Raw genomic sequence first — 21,475 nt, forward strand, 5'->3', positions numbered from 1 at the left:
TCAGCGTATTCCCCGCACCCGCGGGGATGAACCGTCGGCGTGGTCGCCCTCGTTGCGCTCGGCGTCGTATTCCCCGCACCCGCGGGGATGAACCGAACGCCTCCAGCAGCGAGGACTTGCCCGAGCCGTATTCCCCGTACCCGCGGGGATGAACCGTTCCTGGAGAAGGGCAACCCGCTCAGGGCGGCGTATTCCCCGCACCCGCGGGGATGAACCGCTATCTGCGCAAAAAAGCCGTTCCCAACCCCGCCACCACCACCAAGAGCCCTGCGAGTACCCCATACACCACCACCGGCTCGGAGGCGTGGGCTACCCAGATGCCCACAAAGGCCCACAGCAACACCAGGTTGAAGGGGATGTCGCGCCGGGTCTGGGCAAACACAAACCCGATGCCTGCTGCAACCAACACCAGCAGGGCGGCCCAAACCTGCCCAGAAATGCCCCCGCCGTTCCAGCCCAGCTCGAGCAGCGTGGTAACTGCGTTGGCGGCGGTCGCTACAGTAATCCAGCCCAGGTAGATGCTAAAGGGAACTCGAGCCAGCCAGCTTTCGGCAGCCGGAACGGCCTCTTTTCCTATTCCCAGCCGTTCGTACAGGAGCACCAGGGTGGTGAGCAGGCCCAGCATCATCACCATGCTGGGCACAATCAGCAGGTAGTGCCAGCAGAGCAACCAGGCCACGTTGAACCCACAAGACAGCACAAAAAGCCCGCGGGTAGCCGCCAGCCGGGGATTGTCGCGCTGGGCGGGCAGGGCCTGGTAGACCGCGTAGGCCAGCAGGGCCAGGTAAATCAGGCCCCAGATGGCAAACACATAGCCCGCCGGGGTAAAGAAGCTGGGAAAGCTATCGGAAATCTCACCGGTGCGGCGGCCCGCAATGGGCAGGATGTTGGCCAGGGCATTAACCGCGATGGTGACGATAATAGCCAGCACCACCAACCATTGCATCAATGGTGCAGCGGAGGGTAGGGGAGTGCGTATTGTTTTTTGCACGTCTCTACCCTACTTCGTTTTGCCGTTATGGTAGTGAGTGCTGCGAAACATCTTTGCTTTTGGGCGCTTCTTGCTCCGATCTGCGCTGTATCCGGCTTGTGCGGTATGGTAGAAGCCATATGTTTCGCTCCCGCCGCACCCCCACCGGAGGGGGGGTTTTCCTGGAGATGGATCGCGCCAAAGCCGAGGCCCGCGCCCGGGGGCTGGGCGTGGTGGACCTCTCGATTGGGGCCTCCGATCTGCCCCCACCCCCCGAGGCTTTGCAGGCCCTCAGAGAGGCCATTGAAGACCCCTCGACCTACGGCTACTGCCTTAAGTCGGGCACGCTGCCGTTTTTGGAGGCCGCCACCGACTGGTACTTTCGACGCTATGGGGTAGAGCTCGACCCCCGGCGCGAGGCCCTGAGCCTGATCGGCTCGCAGGAGGGGCTGGCCCACCTGCTGATGGCCGTAGCCGACCCCGGCGAGGTGCTGCTGATGTGCGAGGTGGCCTACCCGTCCTATTTTGGGGCGGCCAGGGTGGCGGGCCTCGAGGTCTACCTGATGCCCCTGGGCGAGCACCTGCTGCCCGACCTGGGGGCGGTGCCGGAGGAGGTGGCCCGGCGGGCTAAGGCGGTGCTGCTCAACTACCCCAACAACCCCACCGCGGCCCTGGCCTCCGAGGCGTTTTTTGCGGAGGCGCTCGAGTTCTGCGCGCGCCACAACCTGCTGCTCATCCACGACAACCCCTACCTCGACCAGGCCCTAAAACCCACCCCCTCGCCGCTGGCCCTGCCGGGGGGCCGGGAACGGGTGGTGGAGCTTTTTAGCTTCTCCAAGAGCTACCATCTGGCCGGTTTTCGGCTGGGCTTTGCCCTGGGTCAGCCCGAGGCCATGGCCAGCCTGGAAGCCCTCAAAGCCCCCATCGACTTCAACCCGTACCTGGGCATCCAGCGTATGGGCATGGCCGCGCTGGCCGTACCCCAGGCGCGTCTACAGGCCGATGCAGAGACCTGGGCCCGCCGCCGCCAGGCCATGGTAGCGGCCCTGGCCCAGGAGGGCTGGACGGTTCCGCTTCCCGAGGCCGGCATGTACCTGTGGGCCAGGCTGCCGTCGGGTCTGGCCCTGGACGACCTGCAGTTTGCCAAAGAACTCGTGGCCCAGACCGGTGTGGCCCTCTCGCCGGGGCGGGCCTTTGGGCCGGGCGGGGTGGGCTATGTGCGTTTTGCGCTGGTGCAGCCCGAAGGGGTTTTGCGCCAGGCGGCCCAGAAGATCGGGGAGTTTATTCGCAGTGCGGCCAGAGATTGAACCCGTCGTTAGGTACGGACACCCAGGGGCCCACCCAAGAGCTGCATGGCGGCTTCCTCGGGGGTCAGTTCGCCCTGGGCTACCTGGGCAATCAGGGCCTGGCCTTCGCGGGTCTTGCGGCGGCCCCATTCCTGGATCACGCTTTCGACCTCGAAGCGGGCCCGCTCGAGGCGGTCGGCCTCCAACAGGCCGTGCTGCTGTAGGTGCTGATAGTGGGCCTCGAGGGCCTCGAACAGCTCGGGGATGCCCTCGGCCTTGGGGGCTACCGCGGTCAGGACGGGCGGCTTCCAGCCTGCCGGGCGGGGGGCGGCTAGCTCGAGGGTGGTTTTGATCTCCTGCACGATGCGTTCGCCGCCGGGCAAGTCGAACTTGTTGACCACAAACACGTCGGCGATCTCCATCACCCCGGCCTTGAAAGCCTGCACCGCGTCGCCGGCGGCAGGGGTCAGAACCAGCACGGTGGTGTCGGCCACGCGGGCGATGTCCACCTCGCTCTGCCCCACCCCCACCGTCTCCACGAAAATACGGTCGAAGCCAAAGGCCTCCAGCAGGGCCAGGGTGGCGACGGTGGCCCCGGCCAGCCCGCCCAGAGCCCCCCGGCTGGCCAGCGAGCGGATGTACACCCCTTTGTCCTGGTGGTGGCGCATCATGCGGATGCGGTCGCCCAGGATGGCCCCTCCGGTGAAGGGGCTGCTGGGGTCTACCGCCAGCACCGCTACAGTCTCGCCCCGCTTGCGGGCCTCCTCGATCAGCCGGTCGGTGAGGGTGCTTTTGCCAGCTCCAGGGCTGCCGGTCAGGCCCACCACCTTGGCCTGGCCGCGCCCGCGCAGCTGCCGCAGCAGGGCCTGGCCTTCGGGGTAGCCCGACTCCACCAGGGTGATGGCCCGGGCCAAAGCCCGCATGTCCTGGGCTAGAAAACGCTCGTAGAGGTTCATGGGCTCAGTTTATCGCGCTAAAACCCCTACAGAAGGGCGATGCAGGCCACCTCGACCTTCACGTCGCGGGGCAGGCGGGCCACCTGTACGGTAGCCCGGGCGGGGAAGGGCTCGCGCACGTACTCGGCGTAGACCTTGTTGAAGGCCGGGAAATCGTTCATGTCGGCCAGGTAGCAGGTGGTCTGCACCACCTTGTGGTAGGAGCTACCGGCGGCCTCGAGCACGGCCCCCAGGTTCTTCATGACCTGATGGGTCTGGGCCTCCACATCGCCCGCGACCAGCTCGCCGGAGGGGGTCAGGGGAATCTGACCCGAGCAAAACACCATGCCGCCTGCTACGATGGCTTGGCTGTAAGGGCCGATGGCCTGGGGTGCGTGATCGGTCTGAACACATTTCTGACTCATGCCCACAGCTTATACCAAAGCCGCGGCAAGTAGGGTGCTGGGTTAGGGCTAAAAACCCTGGGTGGCTTGTGAGGCGGGGGTGGGCGGGGGTGCGATGGTGGTTTTGGGCTGGTAGACCTCGAGGCCCAGGTAAGCCAGGGGGGCGTTGGACTCGAGGTCGGCGGCCATGACCAGATAGTCCACTTCGGCCAGGGTCCAAAGCTGTACCCCCTGGGCCTCGGCCAGTGCCCCAAACGAGGGGCTGCTGGGTTCATCGAGCAAAACCAGCACCACCCCATCGGCGCGGTGGGTTTTCTGGGCGGCCAGCACGTCTTCCAGGGCGCTCGCCAGGGCCAAAGGGTGGGTTAGCACCTGGAACAAATAGCGCACACCGACGGGCGAACGGGCCAGGGCGTAGCTCTGATCCGGGGTGAGCGAGGCCACCCAGGAGGGGCAACGGTTCAAAAGACCAGCCACGAAGCGCAAAAAGGGCTTCGGCTCAATGCGGGCGGCAACCGTCGGTGCCATATTAGGCCATCATGCTATAGCGCAGTCCATAAATGCAAGTGAAACACATCCTCATCCGGCTCGAACACCTTGTGGGTTTGCTCACTATGCCCTCATTTATTAGCCCAAGGGGCTGTGGATAACTCTGTGGATAACCCGGTATTACCTGTGGATAACTTTGTGGGTATCCAGATGTTTCTCGGCCACACACAACAAGTTTTTCTGTTCCAGACGCTATTTTATCCAAAAGGCCGAATGTGAAACGGTTGCCAATTCATGCGGTTTGCATTAGAGCTGCTTAACCCAAAAAACCATGGGTTTGGGGGTCTCCTGGGGCTAGCCCAGGTCGCGCCAGGTGAAGGCACAGACCAGGTCGGGCCGTTTGGAAAACCCCCGGCGCTGCCAGAAGGCATCCAGCGGCCTATAGTTGGCGGGCTTGAGGGGGTGTTCGGCAGGGCGCTCGACGGCGCAAAAAGTAACCTTGCGGTAGCCCAGCTCGAGGGCGCGGGCCTCCCGGAGACGAAAAAACGCCACCCCCAGTCCCTGGCCCCGGTAAGCAGGCTCCAGCACCGACTCGCCAAAGTAGTACCACTCGGCGGGGTTTAGCCCAGCCCCTACAAAGGGCGCCTGGAACTCGGCCTCGGCCTGGGCGAGCGGCAGGGCAGTCGAGGCCCCCACCACCTGCTCGCCGTCTCGAACCACCACTAAGGTGCTCTCGGGAAGGTTCACAAACTTGGATAGGTAGTGCGTTTCGTACTCGAGGCTCCCATCGTACAGGTAGGGCCACTCCCGAAAAACGGCCATGCGCAGCCGGGCCAGCTCGGGGATGAGTGGGGCCACCTCGCCGCCGGAAAATACCTCCACCCGCAGGTTCATGGCTTAAAGCATACGGCCTCAGCGGGCCGGTTAGAATCGGGGGGAGATGATTATCTTCACCGAACCACCCGCCCGGGCCTTGCTGATCGATAGCCGCTCCCCCGCCGAGTATGCCCAGGGGCACCTGGAAGGCGCGATTAACCTGGACCTTTCGGGGTTCCGCGGGCGCTTGCGCAGCGAGGAGGAGTTCCGGCGGCTGGAGCAAACCCTGGCCGACCTGAATGGCCGCATAGGGGCGGGCCCAGAACGTCCGGTGGTGGTCTACGACCAGGGCTTTAATACCCGCCTGAGCAAAACCGCCTTCATGCTGGCTTTGGGTGGCCTCGAGGTCTACCTGTGGCCCCAGGGCTGGGAGGCCCAGGCCACCAGCCAGGCCCCGGTAGAACCTGTAGCCGCCGAGCCCTGGGCCCAGCTCCGGCGCGAGATTCTGCTAACCGCCGACGAAATTCTGGCGTTTCCCCACCCTCTGCTGGATGTGCGCGAGCCCCTCGAGTTTGCTGCCGCCCGGATTCCCGGGGCCAAAAACATTCCGCTGGGCGCTTTTGCTCTGGACAATGCCGGGGCCCTGGGCCTGCAAGCCGGTCAGGAGGTGGGGGTGCACTGCCGCAGCGGAGCCCGCAGCGCCAGCGCCTTCTGGCTGCTCCGGCAGCAGGGCGTTCTGGCCCGCAACTACCTGGGCAGCATGCTCGAGTGGGAAGCCGAGGCCGATCTGCCCGTAGAGCGGCCCTGACCAGGCTGGGCTTGTTATCTGTAGGCTATAGGCCATGAAGGTATACGGTTTTGCGGTGGGCCCTTTGCAGGAAAACACCTATCTGCTGGTGGGGGAGGACGGACGGGGGGCTATTGTAGACCCTGGCGATGAACCCGAGCGCATTCTGGCCGAGGTGCACCGGGTGGGCCTGAAGCCCGAGGCCATTTTGCTGACCCATGCCCACTTCGACCACGTGGGGGCGGTGGCCCCCCTGGTTGAGGCCCTGGGCCTACCGGTGTACCTGCACCCAGCCGACCTGCCGCTCTACCAGAGCGCCGCCCTGGGTGCGGCCCGCTGGGGGCTTTACATTCCCCAGCCGCCCGAACCCACCCTGCCCCTGGCCGAAGGGCAGACCCTGGATTTGGGACTGGGCCTCGAGGTGCTGTTTTTGCCCGGTCATGCGCCGGGGCATGTGGGCTTTTACCGGCCAGGCCACCTCATCAGCGGGGATGTGCTCTTTCGCGGGGGCATTGGCCGCTACGACCTGCCGGGCAGCGACCCACAGAAGCTGTTTGCTTCACTGCAAAAGCTGACCGAACTGCCGCCCGATACGGTGGTTTATCCAGGGCATGGCCCCAAAACCACCATTGCGGAAGAACGGGCCAGCAACCCCTACCTGAGCTAGCTGGGGGCCTGAAGGCCAAAGTGCTGCACGATTACTCTGGCAGCTTGTTCGGGCAAGAGTTGGCTGGTGTCTACCCGCAGGCTCTGCCCAAAGGGAATGCCCTGCAAAGCCCCCTGCTCCAGCATCTGTAAGAGCCGCTCGGGGCGCGAGAGCTTCTTCAGGCTTTTGCGTTCGGGGAGAGCTACCCGCTGCAAAAGCACTTCGGGCGGGGCCTCGAGCTTCACCCACAGCACCTCGATGCCGGATTGTTCGCATACTTCCAGCACCTGCCCAATAAATTCGTCGCTGCTGGGCGGGGTGTAGACGAAGGTGAAAATAAGACCCTTCAGGCCCATCTGGGCCATTTGCCTGAAAGTAAAAAGCCGCAGCGCACGCAGGAAGCTCACGTAGCTGGGCGTGCCCCAGTCCAGCAGCCGGGCTGCGTAATCAATGGAAAGGTGGTTGTCGAAGATGGGGTAGCCGGTAAGCCGGGTCAGTTCCCGGGCCACGGTCAGCTTGCCTACTGCGGCTGGGCCGTACAGAAAGACCAGCTTCATGTCGGCAGCATACCGCACTGGTAGAAGCTAGATGGCCTGCTCTGCTTCAGTGCAAGGCTTTGCGCGCTAGCAAGATGCTCAGCAGGCAGACCGCCAGGGCCAGCTCGAGGCCCCACAGGGCGCTTTGTCCGATAAAGGGTGGGTAGGCCAGGCCTGCCACCGTGCCGCCCAGGTAAAAAGCTGCAATGTAGGTGCTGCTGACCCCGCTGCCGCCCCGCCCCGAAACCCCTCCGGTAATGGCTTGCGCGGTAAAGATACCGGCCATCATGGTCACAAAACCCACCAAGATGAAGAGCGGTTGGTTGGGAATCTGAATCAACAACCCCAGTGCCACCACCCCAAAGGCCAGCCGAAAGGCCGCCACCACGCCCCATTTTTTGACCAGCGTGCCCGCCAGGGCGCTGCCGGGAATGCCCGCCAGATAGGCGAAGAAGATGCCCCCGATCTGCCCCTGCGACAAACCCAGGGCCTCGAGGCGATAGGGCATCAGGTTGGCCACAAAAAAATTGATAAACAGCAGGGCGAAGCCCAGCGCATACAAAGGCCAGGCCGAGAGGGTATAGCGCGGGGCGGGCAGGGTCAGATGTTCCCGCGCGCGCAGGACGAAAAGGGCGATTAACGCCACCGGCAGCGCCAGCAAGACCATCGCCAGGCGCTCGCCCAGCCACTCCGCCAGCAATCCCCCCAGCCCTCGCCCCAGGCCCCCACCCAGCACATTGCCCGCTACCCAGAACCCCGCCATCTGGGCGTGCTTGCGGGGGTAGAGCCTGGGCAGCAGGGCCAGCGAAAGCCCCGGAACCGCAGCCGCAAAGGCCCCTTGCAGCGTGCGGCAGATTGTCCAAATTTCCAGGCTGGGGGCCAGTCCAGCCAGTATGCCAAACAGGCCCACGCCCAAAAGCCCGCCACCCACCACGGTTCCTACCGGCAGGCGGATGCGCGGCACCAGGGGCGAGAGCAGCACCAGCAGCAGAAAGGGCAGGCTGATGCCCAGGTGGGTGCTGCCGGGGGCGGTTCCAAAGAGGCGCTCGAGCCCAGGCAGCATGGGCACCACCGCGTACAGCGCCACATAGATAAAAACACCCGAGGGAATCAAGGCCCAGGCCACAGCCAAAGCATAAGCGGGCTGGCCCTGTTCCTGGGCGCGTAACGCCAAAACCCGAATTTACGCCTATTTTTGCAGCGAGGGATCAAAGGCCTGCCTAAAATGGCCCCATGCCGCATTCATCTGAATTGGTGAGATCCTGGCTTCAGCGCTTGTATTGGTACACCAGCTGGTTCGGCGGGGCGGCCCTGGCCTTGAGCCAGCTTTGGGCGGGCTCGGAGACGGCCCAATTGCTGGCAGTGGCCTACCTGGTGATCACTTCCCTGGCCTTTTTGCTGACCCAGCCCTACCCCCAGTGGGCCCCGGTTGCCCACCTGGGTCTGGCCCTGGGGCTGCTGATCTGGGCCTTGCAGCAGCCTGGGGCGCTTGTGCCTGGTTGGAACCAGGAGATGGTGCTTTATACCGGTGCAACCCTGGCTACCCTGGGCCTCTTGGTGCTGGGCATATTCGGTGGGCTGTGGGTGATGCTGGGGGGCCTGGTTTTGCTGGTGGCACTGGTGCCCCATCCCGCAGCAGGGCCGTACTGGGTGGTCTGGCCGCTGTGGGCCCTGGGGGGGCTGGTGGGGGTGGCGGTTTTCCGGGCCATCGGCAGGCTCGAGGCGGCCCAGCAGGAGCTATCCAGGGTAGCCCTGCAGGATCGCCAGACCGGCCTGAGCACCCGCCTGGCGCTCGAGGCCGACTACCAGCGCTACCAGGCCCTGGCCCGCCGCAGCGATCAGCCGCTTTTGTTTTCCTACTGGCTGCTTTCGACCTCGAGCCCAGACGACCAGCTTTTGCAGGAGCTGGCCCAGCTTATGCGAGAGGCGTTGCGCCAGGGCGATGGGCTGTACCGCATAGACGAAGACCATTTTTGCGGCCTGCACATTGGGCTATTGAGCGGGCACGAGCTGACCGAGCGCCTCAGCCAGCGCTTTGCCAGCGCCCGGGTGGTCTGGGTGGCCTGCAACGGCCTGAGCCTGGAGGAAGCCCTGCGCCAGGCCCAGGAATTGCTCTACCGCAGCCCCCGGCGGCCCACGCAGCTCCTTGCGGCAACCCCCAAAGCCTAGGCTGCACCAAGGGGCCGGGGTGCAACCCGGGCATCTTCGGGTAGTCTGAGCGGGATGTGGGTCTTGAAGGTTGCCCTGCCCTTACCCATTGAGCCGATGTCGTACCTGCCCCCCCACGCCGACGGGCGGGAGGCGGTGCTGGGCTACCGGGTGGTGGTGCCCTGGCGGGGTGAGCTGCGGGTGGGGGTGGTGGTGGGGCGTGAAGAGGGTTTGCACAAGAGCTTTGCTTTGCGCGAAGCCCTGGCCTACCTCGACCAGCGGCCCTGGCTGAACCCTTCGGCCATTGGGTTTCTGACGGCGGCAGCCCGCGACAGCTTCTGTACGGTGGGCACCCTGCTACATGACCTGCTGCCCTTCCTCGAGCCCCCCCTGCTGCACCGCGTGCGGCTTCTGCCCGAGGCCGACCCGGCGCTGCTGCCTAAAGGTCTGGAAGCCCTGGCTCAGGGCTGGCAGGAAGCCCAGGGCTTAGACCCCAAGCTGCTGGATTTCTTGCGCGAGGCCGGGGTTTTGCAGGAAGAAGTGGCCGAGCGGCGTACCCTGACCCGGGTTCTGGTGGTGCTGCGCGAGCCTGCGGAAGCCCTGAGCGAGAAGGCCAAAGCGGCTTGGTATGCCCTGCGCGATCTGCGGCAGGCGGAGAGCATGGCGGCGCTGGCTAAAGCTGCGGGGGTGGGGGTGGGGGTGGTCAAGGGCCTGATGGAGAAGGGCTACATCGGGCTGGTGGGGGTAGAGCCTGCCCCCGAGGTGCTGCCGGCGCGCGCGCTCGAGCCGCTGGCGCTGCCACTGGTGCCGCTGCGGCTGCAAGGGGGGCGGCTTTTGGAGCGCCTGCGCGCCCTGGCGGGCCTGGTGCAGACCGGGCCTGCCCTGGTGCTTTTTCCCGAGGTCTCGCTGCTCAAGAAGTGCCAGCCTTTTTTCCCCCAGGCCCTGGTTTTGCACGGCGAGATGAAAGTCGAGGAGCGCCGCCGGGCGTGGGCCCAGGCCAGCCAGCAAGCGGGCCCGTGCAAATGGGTGCTGGCTACCTACCAGGGGCTTTTGCTGCCGCTGGACTTCGAGCGCCTGGTGGTGGTGGAGGAGGCCGCCGAGGCCTACAAGCTACCGGGGGGCTCGAGGGCCTTTGTGCCCCGCCTGGCCCGGCTGCGGGCGCAGGGGCTGGGTGTGCCCATTCACTACTGCTCGAGCGTCAACAGCCTGGAGGTCTGGGACGAGCCAGCCTACCTGCTGCCCCCGCCCAGCCCACGCCTCCACCTGCTCGACCTGCACCGCGAGCGGGGCTGGCCCCTTAGCGGGGCAGCCATTGCGCTGCTGCAGCAGGTGCAGGAGAAAAACCGCCAGGCCGTGGTGCTCTCGGCCAGGCGGGGCTACAGCGCGGTGCTGCGCTGCAAGCAGTGCGAGTGGAAGGCCGTGTGCCCCAACTGTGCCCTGCCGCTGCGCTACCACAAAAGCGGGCGGGCGGGCCTCTTGCAGTGCCACCAGTGTGGCCACCAGGAAAAAGCGCCCGACCTGTGCCCAAGCTGCCAGTCCGACGTCTTCGACCCCAAAGGGCCGGGGGTGGAGTGGCTTCTGGAGGCCCTGGCCCAACACCTCCCCCATCTGCCCCGCTATCGCTACACCGCCGATGCCAAAGACGACCTGCGGCCCCTGCTGGCGGGTGAAGCGGGGGTGCTGGTGGGCACCACCGCTATACTGCGGGGCCCGCTGCTGCCCGAGCTAGCGCTGGTTTTGCTGCCCTATGCCGATGGGTTTGTGCTTCAGTCCGACTTTCGGGCGGCCGAGCGCTACCATCGCCTCCTGTGGCAGCTGGCCGACCTGCACCCGCGTCGCCGCCCCCTGCTGGTTTTGCAGACCTTTGAACCAGGCCACCCGGCCCACCAAGCGCTGCAAGCTGCCGACCCCCAGGGCTTTATGGACAAAGAGCTGGCCCTGCGCCGGGCCCTGGGCTACCCTCCCGCCAGCCGGATGGTGAAGCTCGAGGTGGCCCACCCCAAGGAGCCGGTGGCCCGCGACGCCATCTACCAGCTGGCCCAGGCCCTCAAGGCCAACGCCGAGCCGGGTGAACTCCTGGGCCCGGCCCCGGCCCCGGTAGCCCGCCTGCGGGGCCAGTACGTGTTTCACCTGCTCCTCAAAAGCACCGCGCCGCGCCTGCAGACCCTGATGCAAAACCTGCCACCTGTGCGCGGCGCACGGCTGCGGATTGACCCCGACCCGCAGAGCTTTGTGGGGCTTTTGGAGGACTAGTGATAAGAGATGCCTTTGGTTTGTTCTGGGGCTCCTGCCTGAGGTGCGGGTAGCAACAGCCTGAAAAACGATGATGCCCTAGCCCCTCCGTAACGGAACGATTCAGGCGGGATTCATATGACTTGTCCCCAATGAGCCGACTTCAGGAGGGGGTTATACCAGTTCATCCCAGGGTGTTCCCTTGGACAGGCTCAGGGAATGGCCGCGGTTGCTCAAAGCATCAAGGGGATCCTCCAGCGCGTCTTGGGACGCGCCCGCCCTCAGCCCGAAGCGATGAGGGCGATGGCCGCCAGCGAGAACAGCACCCCCAGGGTCTGGCTCCGGCTCAAATGCTCGCGCAGCAGGCCCCAGGCCAGCAGGGCGGTAAAAGCCGGATAAAGCGAGGAAATTACCGCGGCCACGTCCAGTCGTCCGGCCTGGGCCGCGACCAGAAAGAGCACGTTGCCAAGCGCGTCCAATAGCCCGGCCAGGCCCACCAGACCCAGGTTGGCGCTCAGACCGGCTTCCCGCCGCAAAGGACCCAGCCACCCCACCAGCCCTAGCATCAGGGTGGTGGCCGTTAGCTTGGCGATGGCCGAGGGCCAGAACAGGCCCTCTACCTGGTGAATCAGGGCGAAATAGCCCCCAAAACCCAGGCCTGCCAGAAAGGCGTAGGAAAGCCCCCTCGAGGGGCCGGATCCACCCTCTGGGCGGGCCGCCAGCCAGACGCCCAGCAACCCCACCCCAAAGCCCAGCAGTTGCAGTGGCGCAGGGAAGCCCTCCAGCGCCAGCCCTACCAAAGCCGCCAGCCCAGCCCCCACCACCCCGGCTATCGGAGCGGCCAGGCCCATCTGTCCGGTCTCGAAGGCCCGGTACAAAAACACCAGCCCCACACAGCCCGCCAGCCCCGCTCCCACGCTCCAGGGCACATCCTGGGCTTGAAAGGCCTCCCCACGCAGCGCCGCCAGCATGGTGAACAGCAGCAGCCCGGTGGTGTGAACCAGCAGGGCAATCAGGTAGGGGTTGAGCCTGCGGGAAGCCACACCCCCGCTAAAGTCGCCCGCGCCCCATGAGATAGCCGAAAGCAGAGCGAAGGAAATGGCTAGCAGTTCGGCGCTCATGACAGGCAGCATATACCAAGGCTGGGCAGGCCCCCGCAAATGCGCCTTGTGGTCTTGAGCCGGAGGCTGGCGCCCTTTAGCCTATAGCCAGTGCGTCTGTTGCGGTTGCGGCAAAAAAACTTTCGAAACCTGTCCACCCCGCTTTTTGTGCCGGGGCCGGGCCTGACCACCATCGTGGGCGGCAATGCCCAGGGCAAGACCAACCTGCTCGAGGCCATCGAGCTGGCCCTGGGCGGTGAGCTGCGCAACGGCATGGCCGAGCGCATTGCCTTTGGCCAGAGCGAGGCCTGGCTCCATGCCGAGATCGAGACCCAGTTTGGCAATAGCCGCCTGGAGGTGAAACTGAGCCGCGAAGGCCGCGAGCACCGGCTCAACGAAGCCCCGGCCTCGCTGCGTGAGCTGGCCCAGTTGCCCGGTGCTGTGCTCTTAGGCCCCGACGACCTGGAGCTGGTGCTGGGCCCCCCGGAGGAACGCCGCCGCTTTTTGGATCTGCTGCTTGCGCGCTTTTCGGCCCGCTACCGTGTGATGCTGGGCCAGTACAGCCGGGCCTTGCAACAGCGCAATGCTGTTTTGAAAAGCAGCTTTCGCCCTGGGGCTAGGGGACGTGGGGGGGAGGGTGCGGCACGGGCAGAGGCCCCTGTGCTCGAGGGCAAACAAGGCGGTATCCGGGCCGCCATAGGCATCTGGAACCACGAACTGGTCAAGTATGGCAGCGAGATTCTAAGCCTGCGCCGCCGAATGCTGTCAAAGCTCAACCCCCTGGCCCGCGAAGCCTACCGCGAACTTGCGCCGGGCGAGCTAAAGCTGGAACTGTCCGAGACCACCGACCCCGAGCGCTTCTTGCAGGCCCTGGAAGACAACCTGCCCGAAGACCTCCAGCGTGGCGCAACCAGTGTAGGGCCCCACCGCGACGACCTCACCATCCTGCTCTCGGGCCACGAGGCAGCACGTTATGGTAGCCGGGGCGAGTGCCGTAGCATAGCGTTGGCGCTTCGCCTGGCCGAACATCGGCTGCTCTGGCAGCACTACCAGGAGGCCCCGCTTTTGCTGGTAGACGAGTGGAACAGCGAGCTGGATGCGCGCCGTCGGGGGGCCTTGCTGGCCTACGCCCAGAGCCTGCCGCAGGCCATTCTGGCGGGGCTGGAAACCCCAGGCGCAGGGGCTGTGATCGAGATCGAAGCCGGGGTCTGGAGCCAGTAATGCCACAGGAAACCCCAAACACCCATTCGCTACAGGAAGCCCGGCGCGGGCTGGCCTGGGCCTTGCTGCTGGGGCTGGCCATTCTGGCTGTCATGGTGGCGCTGTTTATGGGCTTTGTCTTGCTGCGGCTGCTGCCTTATGCCGGCTTATTGGCGACCTCGAGCGAACCCCTTAGTCTGCCTTCGGGAGAGCGGATACACTCCTCCTGGTTTCGACTGACTGCTTCTGCTTTTGTTGTTGCGCTGGGGCTGGCTGTGGCCTCGGTGTGGGGTTTGCTCTGGTTGCGCCGGGCCTGGGCCAGGACTAAAGCTGAAGCCCCACTCCCCAAAAAGACGGCCTCGAGCCCAGGAAAAAAACCCAGAAAGAAGCGCAAACCCTGAAAGCGCGTCCAACCCGCAAAACCCCCACAGGATGTCAAGAAATACCCTTGATTAGGTTTTGGGGCCACGCCTGAAGCGCGGGTAGCGACAGCCCGGAAAACCGTGGTGCTCCAACAGTCCCTAACAAAACGATTCAGGCGGGGTTCATATCAGCAAACGAAGGCCACCCAGCAAGGCCAGGGCCAGGGCCATCCACTCGAAGGTGCTCTGCTGGATATAGTTCAGAAGCCGACGGCCCGCCACTGCGCCCAGCACCACCGCGGGCACCAGCCACAGGTTGAAGGCGAGTGATTCCCAGGTAATCAGGCCCAGTCCTGCCGCAAAGGGCACCTTGAACAGATTGACCACCAGGAAGTACCAGGCGATGCTCCCCACCACCTCGAGCTTCCCCATCCGCATGGCCAACATGTAGATGAGCACAAAAGGCCCGGCGGCATTGGCCACCATGGTGGTAAAACCAGCAGCCACGCCCATGCTGGGGGCAAAGGCGGGGTGCATTGATATGTTCACATCGCTCAGATTGCGGGCCTTGCGGTAAAGCTGATACAGGGTCATGGTTGCCACAATGGCCCCAATCACCCGCTGCACCTGCGTATCGTTGCTGAAGCAGAGCATGGCCGTACCCAGGCCAACCCCCAGCGCGGTCCAGGGAAGAATACGCAAAAGCTCCAGCCAGCGCACGTTTTTGTGCAGCATGCTTACAGCCAGAAAATCAGCGCAGATCAGCACCGGCAGCAGAGCACCGGTAGCCTCACGGGCCGGCATGATGCTGGCAAACAAGACCACCGCGATGGTTACCCCGCCAGACAACCCAGTTTTAGAAGCGCCCACCAGCCAGGCAGCCAGCAGGGCCAGGGCCCAGGATTGGGGGCTGAGCTCCATGCTGCTACCATACCCCAGCCCAGCCCAATTGGTGGGCCAGATGGTAGCCAAAGCCAGCTTTTTTGCCTAGCCTGTAGGGGGATGTCCAGGGCCAGACCATCTGCCGAGATTGTCGCCAAAATTTTGCGCCAAAAAGGGCTTAGCGCCGGGATTCGGCGGGGCCGGGCGCTGGTGCTGTGGCCCGAGATCGCGGGGCCAGCCCTGAGCGAGCTCACCGAGGCCGAGCGCCTGGAGGACGGGGTGTTGCTGGTCCGCGTGGCCGACTCGGTGGTGGCCCACCAGCTTACCTATCTGCGGGAGGAATTCATCCGGCGCTACCAGGAAAAGCAGCCGGGCCTGGTGCGGGAGCTGCGGTTTGTGGTGGGGGCCGAGAAAAAAGCCAGGCCCAAAAGCAAGCCTGCCGTGCTGCCCAAGCTGAACCCCGAGGAGGAGTCCCGGCTGCAAAAGCTGGCCCAGCGCTCCCCCCAGGATCTTCAGGAGGTGATTCTACGGGCCGGAAGGGCGGTGCTGCAAAGACAAAAAGAAAACCCCCACCCGCCCTGCCCCATTTGTGGCGGGCCCAGCCGGGAGCACCCCTGCAAACCCTGCCAGACCCTCCTGGCAGCACCCGCTGTGCAACGTGAGGCGGGACGCCTGATCCGCTTTCCGCTCAAGACACGCCTCGAGGGCGAGCCCCTGCAGGCCGCCCGCTACCTGGCCCAACAAAAGCTCGAGGCCCAGCTACGTGACCTGCTGCCCCAGGTTATCCAGCAGCCCGAACTAATGCCCATCCTGCAAGATACCGCGCGGCGCTACCTGCAACTTCGCACGGGCGAAAAAGAGGTTCGGGCCTACCGTCACCTGCTACCCGAGTCGCTGGGCTCGTTGCTCAAAGAGGTATGATTGGGGTGTCCGCGTTATAGCGCCAGGGATTCATATCAGGCGCACCGGGCCCATCTGCGGCAACCTTACGGAGGAGAGATGACAACCGAAACCAAATCCAAAAGCGTTGGGGGCGATAGCAAAATGAAGGCCGGGCTGATCTGGTTCAATGGGCAGATGGTGCCCCAGGAAGAGGCTAAAGTCTCGGTGCTGACCCATGCCCTGCACTATGGCACCAGCATTTTTGAAGGCATCCGGGCCTACGAGACCCCAGAAGGCCCCGCCATCTTCCGCTTGCAAGAGCACACCGAGCGCTTTTTTCACAGCGCCAAGGTCATGATGTTCGAAATGCCCTTTAGCCCCGAGCAGATTAACCAGGCCATACAGGAGGTTATCCGGGTCAATGGCTACAAAAGCTGCTACATCCGCCCGCTGGCCTGGATGGGGGCCAACACCCTGGGGGTGAATCCCCTGCCCAACAACCCTGCCGAGGTGATGATTGCCGCCTGGGAGTGGGGCACCTACCTGGGCGACGAGGCGGTGCGCAAGGGCGCCCGGCTCATCACCTCCTCCTGGGCCCGCTTCCCGGCCAATGTGATGCCCGGCAAGGCCAAGGTGGGGGGCAACTACGTCAACAGCGCCCTGGCCCGCGTGGAGGCCCAGCAGGCTGGGGCCGATGAGGCCCTGCTGCTCGACAAGGAAGGCTTTGTGGCGGAGGGATCGGGCGAAAACATTTTCTTCTTTCGGGGTGGCGTGCTGTACGCAGTCGAACACTCGGTCAACCTAATGGGCATAACCCGCGACTCGGTCATCACCATTGCCCGCGACCTGGGCTATGAGGTACGCGAGGTGCGGGCCACCCGCGACCAGCTCTATATGGCCGACGAGATGTTTATGGTAGGTACCGCTGCCGAGGTTACACCCATCTCGTACCTCGATCACCGGGCCATCGGTACCGGCAGGGCTGGCGAACACACCATGAAGCTCAGAGCCGCTTATATGGATGTGGTGCACGGTAAAAACCCCAAATACAAAGCCTGGTTGACCTACGTCAAATAGGGTTTACAAGCCTGCACTTATTGCTATAGGGAACGGCTCGAGTTCGTCGGCGCACCGACTGAATCGGGGGCTTGCCAGGCCGCCCAGGATGTACACTGATGTACACTGTTGACCGGTGAAACCACTCTCGCTGTTGTTTCTGACGCTGTTTAACAGCATTTTAGGCTTATCGGTTTTGTTTCCCATTCTGGGGCCGCTTGCGCGCGAGCTGGGCTTGAGCGAGGTACAGGTCGGGCTGTTTTCTACCGGCTATGCCCTGATGCAGTTCCTCCTGGCCTCCTACTGGGGGCGCCGGAGTGAGGTGATGGGGCGCAAGCCCATCCTGCTGGTGGGCATTTTGGGCTTCGCCTCGAGCTTCTTCTTGTTTGCCCTGTTCGCCTGGTTGGGCTACCAGCAGGTGCTTTCGAGCTGGGGGCTGTTTGCTTTCCTGCTGCTTTCCAGGCTCTTAGGCGGGGCTTTTTCCTCGGCTACCCTACCCACTGCCCAGGCCTATCTGGCCGACATCACCCCACGTGAGCAGCGCACCCAGAGCTTTGCTGTGCTGGGGGCTGCGTTTGGCCTTGGTGTGATTTTTGGTCCGGCGATTGGGGCTGGTCTGGCGCACTTTGGCCTATTGGCGCCGGTGGTTTTTTCAGCCAGCCTGGCTCTGCTCAATGCGCTGTTTGTGTGGCGGGTCTTGCCTGAGTCACGCAAGCCCATGGACCGCCCCCCAACCCCCCCCAGGCTGGCCTGGACCGATCCCCGTATTCTGCCCTTGCTGCTCATTGGTCTGAGCATCAACCTGGCCTCCATCGCCATGGAGCAGACCGTGGCCTTTTTGTACCAGGACCGCCTGGGGCTAAGCCCCGCCCAGACTGCCCAGACCGTAGGCTTAGCCCTGGTGATTTTTGGCGTGGTGGGGGTGCTGGTGCAGGGTTTCTGGGTGCGGCTGGTCAGGTGGCCGCCCAGGGCCTTGCTGGGCTTGGGTTTGCCCCTGCTGCTGCTGGGCTACCTGGGCCTGGTGTTTGCCTCTAATTTTGTCTGGCTCACGGCCTCGCTGGTGCTGCTGGGGCTGGGCTCCATGACCAGCCCGGGTTTAACTGCGGCCCAGTCGCTGGCGGTTTCCGACGACGAACAGGGTGTGGTGGCGGGCCTGTCCAGTGCCGCGCAGGCCCTGGGGCGCATGCTGGGGCCGGTGCTGGGTACCTCTTTATACGGGCTTTCCCCGGCTTATCCCTATGTGTTTTCAGCAACGCTGATTGGCCTGGCGATTTTATTCTTCCTGGCCAAACCTCAACTGGCCAGCCCGCGTTAGTACCTTTACCCTGCGGGTAACCCTGCTTCTTCCAGCAACCGCTTCAACATTTCCAGGTTCACCAGGGCATGGCCTTTGGTGGTGTTGTTGAAGATGAACCAGGCTTGGGTCAGGGGGTGGTGCTCGAGCGCTGCCTGCAAGGCCTGCACCCAGTAGCGCAGCTCGGCTTCGCTGTAGCGGTAGTCGTGCCGCTCAGCCTGGTTCTTGCCCTCATACCAAGTTGCCTTATTGCGCCCCGATAACCGGATGTAGGCCGTTTCGCAGGTGATGTGCAGCTCATTTTTGGGCAGGCCGGGTAGGGGAGGGTAGTCGGTACTGACCCAGATCAGGCCGGCCTTGCCAAACGCTTCGCGCACCTCCTCCTGATCCCAGGAGGCATGGCGAAACTCCACCGCCAGCCCGCCGGGGGCCAGGCTTTGGTCGGCGAAGCGCTGGGCCAGCTCGGCAAGGTACTTGCGGTTTTCCGGGGTGCGGTGGAAGCTCTGCGGGAACTGGGCCAGAAAAGGCCCCAGTACCCCCGCCTCCCGCAGGGGGGCCACCGACTCAAAAAGCCGCTGGTAATCGTCGTGGCTGGCATTGCGCTGGTGGGTCATGCTCTGGTGAATCTTGATGGCCCACTGCACCTGCCCCTGGCTGCGCCTGAGCATTCCAGCAAAGGCTTTGCGGCCAGGGATGTTATAGAAGGAAGAGTTTAGCTCTACAGCGTTATAGTGCCGGGCGTAAATGGATAGCCACTCCTCCTTTTTGGCCTCGGGGGGGTACAGCAGGCCCACCCAGTCCTCGTTGGAGTAGCCGCCGGTACCCAGGTAGATTTCCACACTTTCCATTGTGGCACAAGCCCAATTGGCCGAACAAAAACGCGCCACCCGAAGGCAGCGCGTTGGCAATAGGGGAAGAGCTACTCGACCGTGACGCTCTTGGCCAGGTTGCGGGGTTGATCCACGTCGCGGCCCAGACACACCGCGGTCTCGTAGGCCAGCAGCTGCAGGGGCACCACGCTCACCACCGGGGCCAGCAGGTGGTGCACCTTGGGCACATAGATCACCTCCTGGGCAAACTTCTGCACCTCGGTGTCGCCTTCGGTGGCTACGGCAATCACCCGACCGCCCCGGGCCCGCACTTCCTGGATGTTGGAGACGGTTTTTTCGTAGAAGGGGCTTTGCGTGGCGAGCACCACCACCGGCAGGCGTTCGTCAATCAGGGCGATGGGGCCGTGCTTCATCTCGCCGGCGGGGTAGGCTTCGGCGTGGATGTAGCTAATTTCCTTGAGCTTGAGGGCCCCCTCGTAGGCGGTAGGGGCCTGGATATGCCGCCCCAGGAACAGGTAGTCCTGGGCCTGGTGGTACTTCTCGGCAATGTGGGCCACGTGGGGGCGCTGCTCGAGCGCCTCTTCTACCAGCCGGGGCAGTTTGCGCATCTCGCGCAAAATCTCCCGGGCTCCGCTTTCGTCCAGGGTGCCCTTGGCCCGGCCCATCCAGACTGCCACCATCGCCATAGCGGCCAGCATGGCAATATAGGCCTTGGTCGAGGCCACCCCAATCTCGGGCCCGGCGTGGATATAGAGGGTGTCGTCTACCTCGCGGGTAATGCTGCTGCCCTTGGCGTTAATCACCCCCAGGGTACCAGCACCTTTACGCTTGGCCTCGCGGATGGCCTCGAGGGTGTCGATGGTCTCGCCCGACTGACTGATGCAGATGGCCAGGGTTTTGTCGTCCACCACCGGGTCGCGGTAGCGGTACTCGGAGGCCACATCAATTTCCACCGGCACGCGGGCCAAGGCTTCCAGCAGGTACTTGCCTACCCAGGCCGCATAGTAGGCCGTGCCACAGGCCACGATGTGCACCTTGTCGTAGCGGGTCGGTTCCAGCTTGAGGCCCAGCTCCACCCCTGCCTCCTCCTCGTGCAGGCGGCCCCCCAGGGTGTTTTCCAGCACCCGGGGCTGCTCGTAGATTTCCTTAAGCATGTAGTGGGGGTGCCCACCCTTTTCGGCGGCCTCGAGGCTCCAGTCCACCGTTACCACTTCCCGCTCTACCGGGTTGCCGGCCAGGTCGGTGACCTGTACCCCCTCACGGCGTACCACCGCCATATCGCCGTCGTGTAGGAAAATAACCCGGCGGGTGTAGGGCAGGAGGGCCGGCACGTCCGAGGCCACGAAGTTCTCCCCCTCACCCAGCCCGATCACCAGCGGGCTTACGGTGCGGGCCACCACAATCTCCTCGTGGTTCTGGTGGGCCACCACCAGGGCGTAAGCGCCGTAGGCCTCGGCCAGGGCCAGCCGCACGGCCTCAACCAGATCGCCCCGGTATTTCTCCTCAATCAGGTGGGCCAGCACCTCCGAGTCGGTCTCGGAGGTGAAGGTATGGCCCCTGGCAATCAGGCCTTCCTTGAGGGGCAGATAATTTTCGATGATGCCGTTGTGGATGACCACAATCTCGCCCTTCTCGGTAGCGTGAGGGTGGGCGTTGGGGTCGGTGGGGGCTCCGTGGGTAGCCCAGCGGGTGTGTCCCACACCAAAATGACCGCTCAGGCGATGCTCTTTCAGGTTGTCGGCCAGCACCTGAAGCTTGCCGGCCTTTTTGACCACCTCGAGGTGCCCGTTTACCTTAACCGCAATACCCGCCGAGTCGTAGCCACGGTACTCCAGGCGCTTTAGCCCGTCCAGAATTACATCCGATGCATTTCGAAAACCCACATATCCCACGATTCCACACATCTTTGCAACCTCACTCTCCAGTTCAAACCATAGCCCATTTGCGGGCCGACCCACCGCCATTTGCCCCAAGCTGGGGCCAAATACCCCAGGGGCGACCCGGCAGCGGCTCACGTTTTGCCGATTGGCTTCTATCATTCCCTTTGAACCCTGCCCTTTGGTTGTCCGGCGCTCACGCGACCGGTTTTCCCGCAGGGCTTTTCTGGCCCCGATCTGTGGGAGCCAGCGGAGAGGGGGAGGTTCACACCCTGGCGGCATCCGCGGAATAGCTCGATCTTTCGCAGCTTGCTGCTTATCTCTGTAGAGACCGCCACCTCGTAAGGTCGGGGATGGCCTTCTCAGGTACCTTCTTCCCGACCCCCTGCGCTCCTCGCTTTGTACCCAAACCTCCTTTCTGGGTCTTAATAAACCCTTGCTTATTGTACGGTTTTTTCGTCTGAGTGCTTGGGGTGCATCTCTAAAAATCCGTATGCCAGAATAAGGCATGAAAGACTGGAAAACGAAAGCACGCCAAGCCTTTGAGCGGTACATGGAAGACCTGGAACTAAGCCTGGAAGCGGGGAGTGGACTGGCGGAGATCGAACGGGCCATGCTGCGACATAACCCGGAACTCCTCAGGACGCTGATGCAAGGCCTGGTGGAAGAGACCCAGGCGCCTTCCCCCCCTGGAGCTACCGAAGGGGTGGAGGAGGGTGGGACAACGCACCAGCCAGGTACGC

At 64.0% G+C, this 21,475-nt stretch carries 21 protein-coding genes and 1 pseudogene; 11 read left to right on the forward strand and 11 right to left on the reverse strand.

Annotation, left to right across the window (positions count from 1 at the left end; translation table 11 throughout):
- Positions 1 to 217 precede the first annotated feature (217 nt).
- Positions 218 to 949: a tryptophan-rich sensory protein gene (locus Q355_RS0112235; RefSeq protein WP_027878057.1), complete on the reverse strand. Its 732-nt coding sequence runs from the start codon at positions 947 to 949 to the stop codon at positions 218 to 220.
- 161 nt (positions 950 to 1,110) lie between these two features.
- Between Q355_RS0112235 and Q355_RS0112240 the strand changes: the two genes are divergently transcribed.
- Positions 1,111 to 2,277 carry an aminotransferase class I/II-fold pyridoxal phosphate-dependent enzyme gene (locus Q355_RS0112240; RefSeq protein ID WP_027878058.1) on the forward strand — a complete coding sequence of 389 codons (1,167 nt, stop codon included), beginning with the start codon at positions 1,111 to 1,113 and terminating at the stop codon, positions 2,275 to 2,277.
- 8 nt (positions 2,278 to 2,285) lie between these two features.
- Here Q355_RS0112240 and meaB read toward each other — a convergent pair whose 3' ends face one another.
- From meaB to Q355_RS15870, 4 genes are all read right to left on the reverse strand, one after another.
- Complete coding sequence (gene meaB, locus Q355_RS0112245) at positions 2,286 to 3,212, reverse strand: methylmalonyl Co-A mutase-associated GTPase MeaB (protein WP_027878059.1); 927 nt, start codon at positions 3,210 to 3,212, stop codon at positions 2,286 to 2,288.
- A gap of 26 nt (positions 3,213 to 3,238) precedes the next feature.
- Positions 3,239 to 3,616: a RidA family protein gene (locus Q355_RS0112250; protein ID WP_027878060.1), complete on the reverse strand. Its 378-nt coding sequence runs from the start codon at positions 3,614 to 3,616 to the stop codon at positions 3,239 to 3,241.
- A 48-nt stretch (positions 3,617 to 3,664) separates the two neighbouring features.
- A complete protein-coding gene (locus Q355_RS0112255) occupies positions 3,665 to 4,123 on the reverse strand; it encodes a hypothetical protein (RefSeq protein WP_051529420.1) in 459 nt (152 codons plus the stop codon).
- 315 nt (positions 4,124 to 4,438) lie between these two features.
- Entirely contained in the window at positions 4,439 to 4,978 is a 540-nt protein-coding gene (locus tag Q355_RS15870; protein WP_051529421.1) for a GNAT family N-acetyltransferase, read from the reverse strand.
- Between the two features lie 46 nt (positions 4,979 to 5,024).
- Between Q355_RS15870 and Q355_RS0112265 the strand changes: the two genes are divergently transcribed.
- Positions 5,025 to 5,708: a sulfurtransferase gene (locus tag Q355_RS0112265; protein ID WP_027878062.1), complete on the forward strand. Its 684-nt coding sequence runs from the start codon at positions 5,025 to 5,027 to the stop codon at positions 5,706 to 5,708.
- Positions 5,709 to 5,742: 34 nt separating this feature from the next.
- Positions 5,743 to 6,354: an MBL fold metallo-hydrolase gene (locus tag Q355_RS0112270; protein WP_027878063.1), complete on the forward strand. Its 612-nt coding sequence runs from the start codon at positions 5,743 to 5,745 to the stop codon at positions 6,352 to 6,354.
- Here Q355_RS0112270 and Q355_RS16250 read toward each other — a convergent pair.
- Complete coding sequence (locus Q355_RS16250) at positions 6,351 to 6,890, reverse strand: P-loop nucleotide/nucleoside kinase family protein (protein ID WP_051529422.1); 540 nt, start codon at positions 6,888 to 6,890, stop codon at positions 6,351 to 6,353. The genes Q355_RS0112270 and Q355_RS16250 overlap by 4 nt on opposite strands.
- A 46-nt stretch (positions 6,891 to 6,936) precedes the next feature.
- Complete coding sequence (locus tag Q355_RS0112280; protein ID WP_027878064.1) at positions 6,937 to 7,995, reverse strand: MFS transporter; 1,059 nt, start codon at positions 7,993 to 7,995, stop codon at positions 6,937 to 6,939.
- Between the two features lie 107 nt (positions 7,996 to 8,102).
- Here Q355_RS0112280 and Q355_RS0112285 point away from each other — a divergent pair, with 107 nt between their 5' ends.
- Both Q355_RS0112285 and priA read left to right on the forward strand, forming a co-directional pair.
- A complete protein-coding gene (locus Q355_RS0112285; RefSeq protein ID WP_027878065.1) occupies positions 8,103 to 9,038 on the forward strand; it encodes a GGDEF domain-containing protein in 936 nt (311 codons plus the stop codon).
- Between the two features lie 54 nt (positions 9,039 to 9,092).
- Positions 9,093 to 11,270 carry a replication restart helicase PriA gene (priA, locus tag Q355_RS0112290; RefSeq protein WP_027878066.1) on the forward strand — a complete coding sequence of 726 codons (2,178 nt, stop codon included), beginning with the start codon at positions 9,093 to 9,095 and terminating at the stop codon, positions 11,268 to 11,270.
- 260 nt (positions 11,271 to 11,530) lie between these two features.
- On the opposite strand, the gene Q355_RS0112295 is transcribed toward priA, so the two are convergent.
- Complete coding sequence (locus tag Q355_RS0112295) at positions 11,531 to 12,370, reverse strand: DMT family transporter (protein ID WP_027878067.1); 840 nt, start codon at positions 12,368 to 12,370, stop codon at positions 11,531 to 11,533.
- 90 nt (positions 12,371 to 12,460) lie between these two features.
- Between Q355_RS0112295 and recF the strand changes: the two genes are divergently transcribed.
- Positions 12,461 to 13,570 carry a DNA replication/repair protein RecF gene (gene recF / locus Q355_RS0112300; protein WP_027878068.1) on the forward strand — a complete coding sequence of 370 codons (1,110 nt, stop codon included), beginning with the start codon at positions 12,461 to 12,463 and terminating at the stop codon, positions 13,568 to 13,570.
- Positions 13,570 to 13,950 (forward strand): hypothetical protein, encoded by a 381-nt coding sequence (locus tag Q355_RS0112305; protein WP_027878069.1) that lies wholly within the window; start codon positions 13,570 to 13,572, stop codon positions 13,948 to 13,950. The genes recF and Q355_RS0112305 overlap by 1 nt, the downstream gene beginning before the upstream one ends.
- Before the next feature lie 144 nt (positions 13,951 to 14,094).
- Here Q355_RS0112305 and Q355_RS0112310 read toward each other — a convergent pair whose 3' ends face one another.
- The gene (locus Q355_RS0112310; protein ID WP_027878070.1) at positions 14,095 to 14,832 is read right to left on the reverse strand and encodes a sulfite exporter TauE/SafE family protein; all 738 of its coding nucleotides are present in this window, start codon (positions 14,830 to 14,832) and stop codon (positions 14,095 to 14,097) included.
- 81 nt (positions 14,833 to 14,913) lie between these two features.
- Here Q355_RS0112310 and Q355_RS0112315 point away from each other — a divergent pair, with 81 nt between their 5' ends.
- The 3 genes from Q355_RS0112315 (at position 14,914) to Q355_RS0112325 (ending at position 18,046) form a co-directional block, all read left to right on the forward strand.
- Complete coding sequence (locus Q355_RS0112315; RefSeq protein WP_027878071.1) at positions 14,914 to 15,714, forward strand: DciA family protein; 801 nt, start codon at positions 14,914 to 14,916, stop codon at positions 15,712 to 15,714.
- Positions 15,715 to 15,792: 78 nt separating this feature from the next.
- On the forward strand, positions 15,793 to 16,752 hold the full coding sequence (locus tag Q355_RS0112320; protein WP_027878072.1) for a branched-chain amino acid transaminase: 960 nt from the start codon (positions 15,793 to 15,795) through the stop codon (positions 16,750 to 16,752).
- 115 nt (positions 16,753 to 16,867) lie between these two features.
- Positions 16,868 to 18,046 (forward strand): MFS transporter, encoded by a 1,179-nt coding sequence (locus tag Q355_RS0112325; protein WP_027878073.1) that lies wholly within the window; start codon positions 16,868 to 16,870, stop codon positions 18,044 to 18,046.
- Between the two features lie 5 nt (positions 18,047 to 18,051).
- Here Q355_RS0112325 and Q355_RS0112330 read toward each other — a convergent pair whose 3' ends face one another.
- Positions 18,052 to 18,864 (reverse strand): DUF72 domain-containing protein, encoded by an 813-nt coding sequence (locus tag Q355_RS0112330; protein WP_027878074.1) that lies wholly within the window; start codon positions 18,862 to 18,864, stop codon positions 18,052 to 18,054.
- Between the two features lie 80 nt (positions 18,865 to 18,944).
- Positions 18,945 to 20,759 carry a glutamine--fructose-6-phosphate transaminase (isomerizing) gene (gene glmS, locus Q355_RS0112335; RefSeq protein ID WP_027878075.1) on the reverse strand — a complete coding sequence of 605 codons (1,815 nt, stop codon included), beginning with the start codon at positions 20,757 to 20,759 and terminating at the stop codon, positions 18,945 to 18,947.
- Between the two features lie 481 nt (positions 20,760 to 21,240).
- Here glmS and Q355_RS0112340 point away from each other — a divergent pair.
- Positions 21,241 to 21,475: pseudogene (locus Q355_RS0112340) on the forward strand (hypothetical protein); the annotation flags it as partial.

Origin of the sequence: Meiothermus cerbereus DSM 11376 (assembly GCF_000620065.1) — a bacterium.
Taxonomy (GTDB): domain Bacteria; phylum Deinococcota; class Deinococci; order Deinococcales; family Thermaceae; genus Meiothermus; species Meiothermus cerbereus.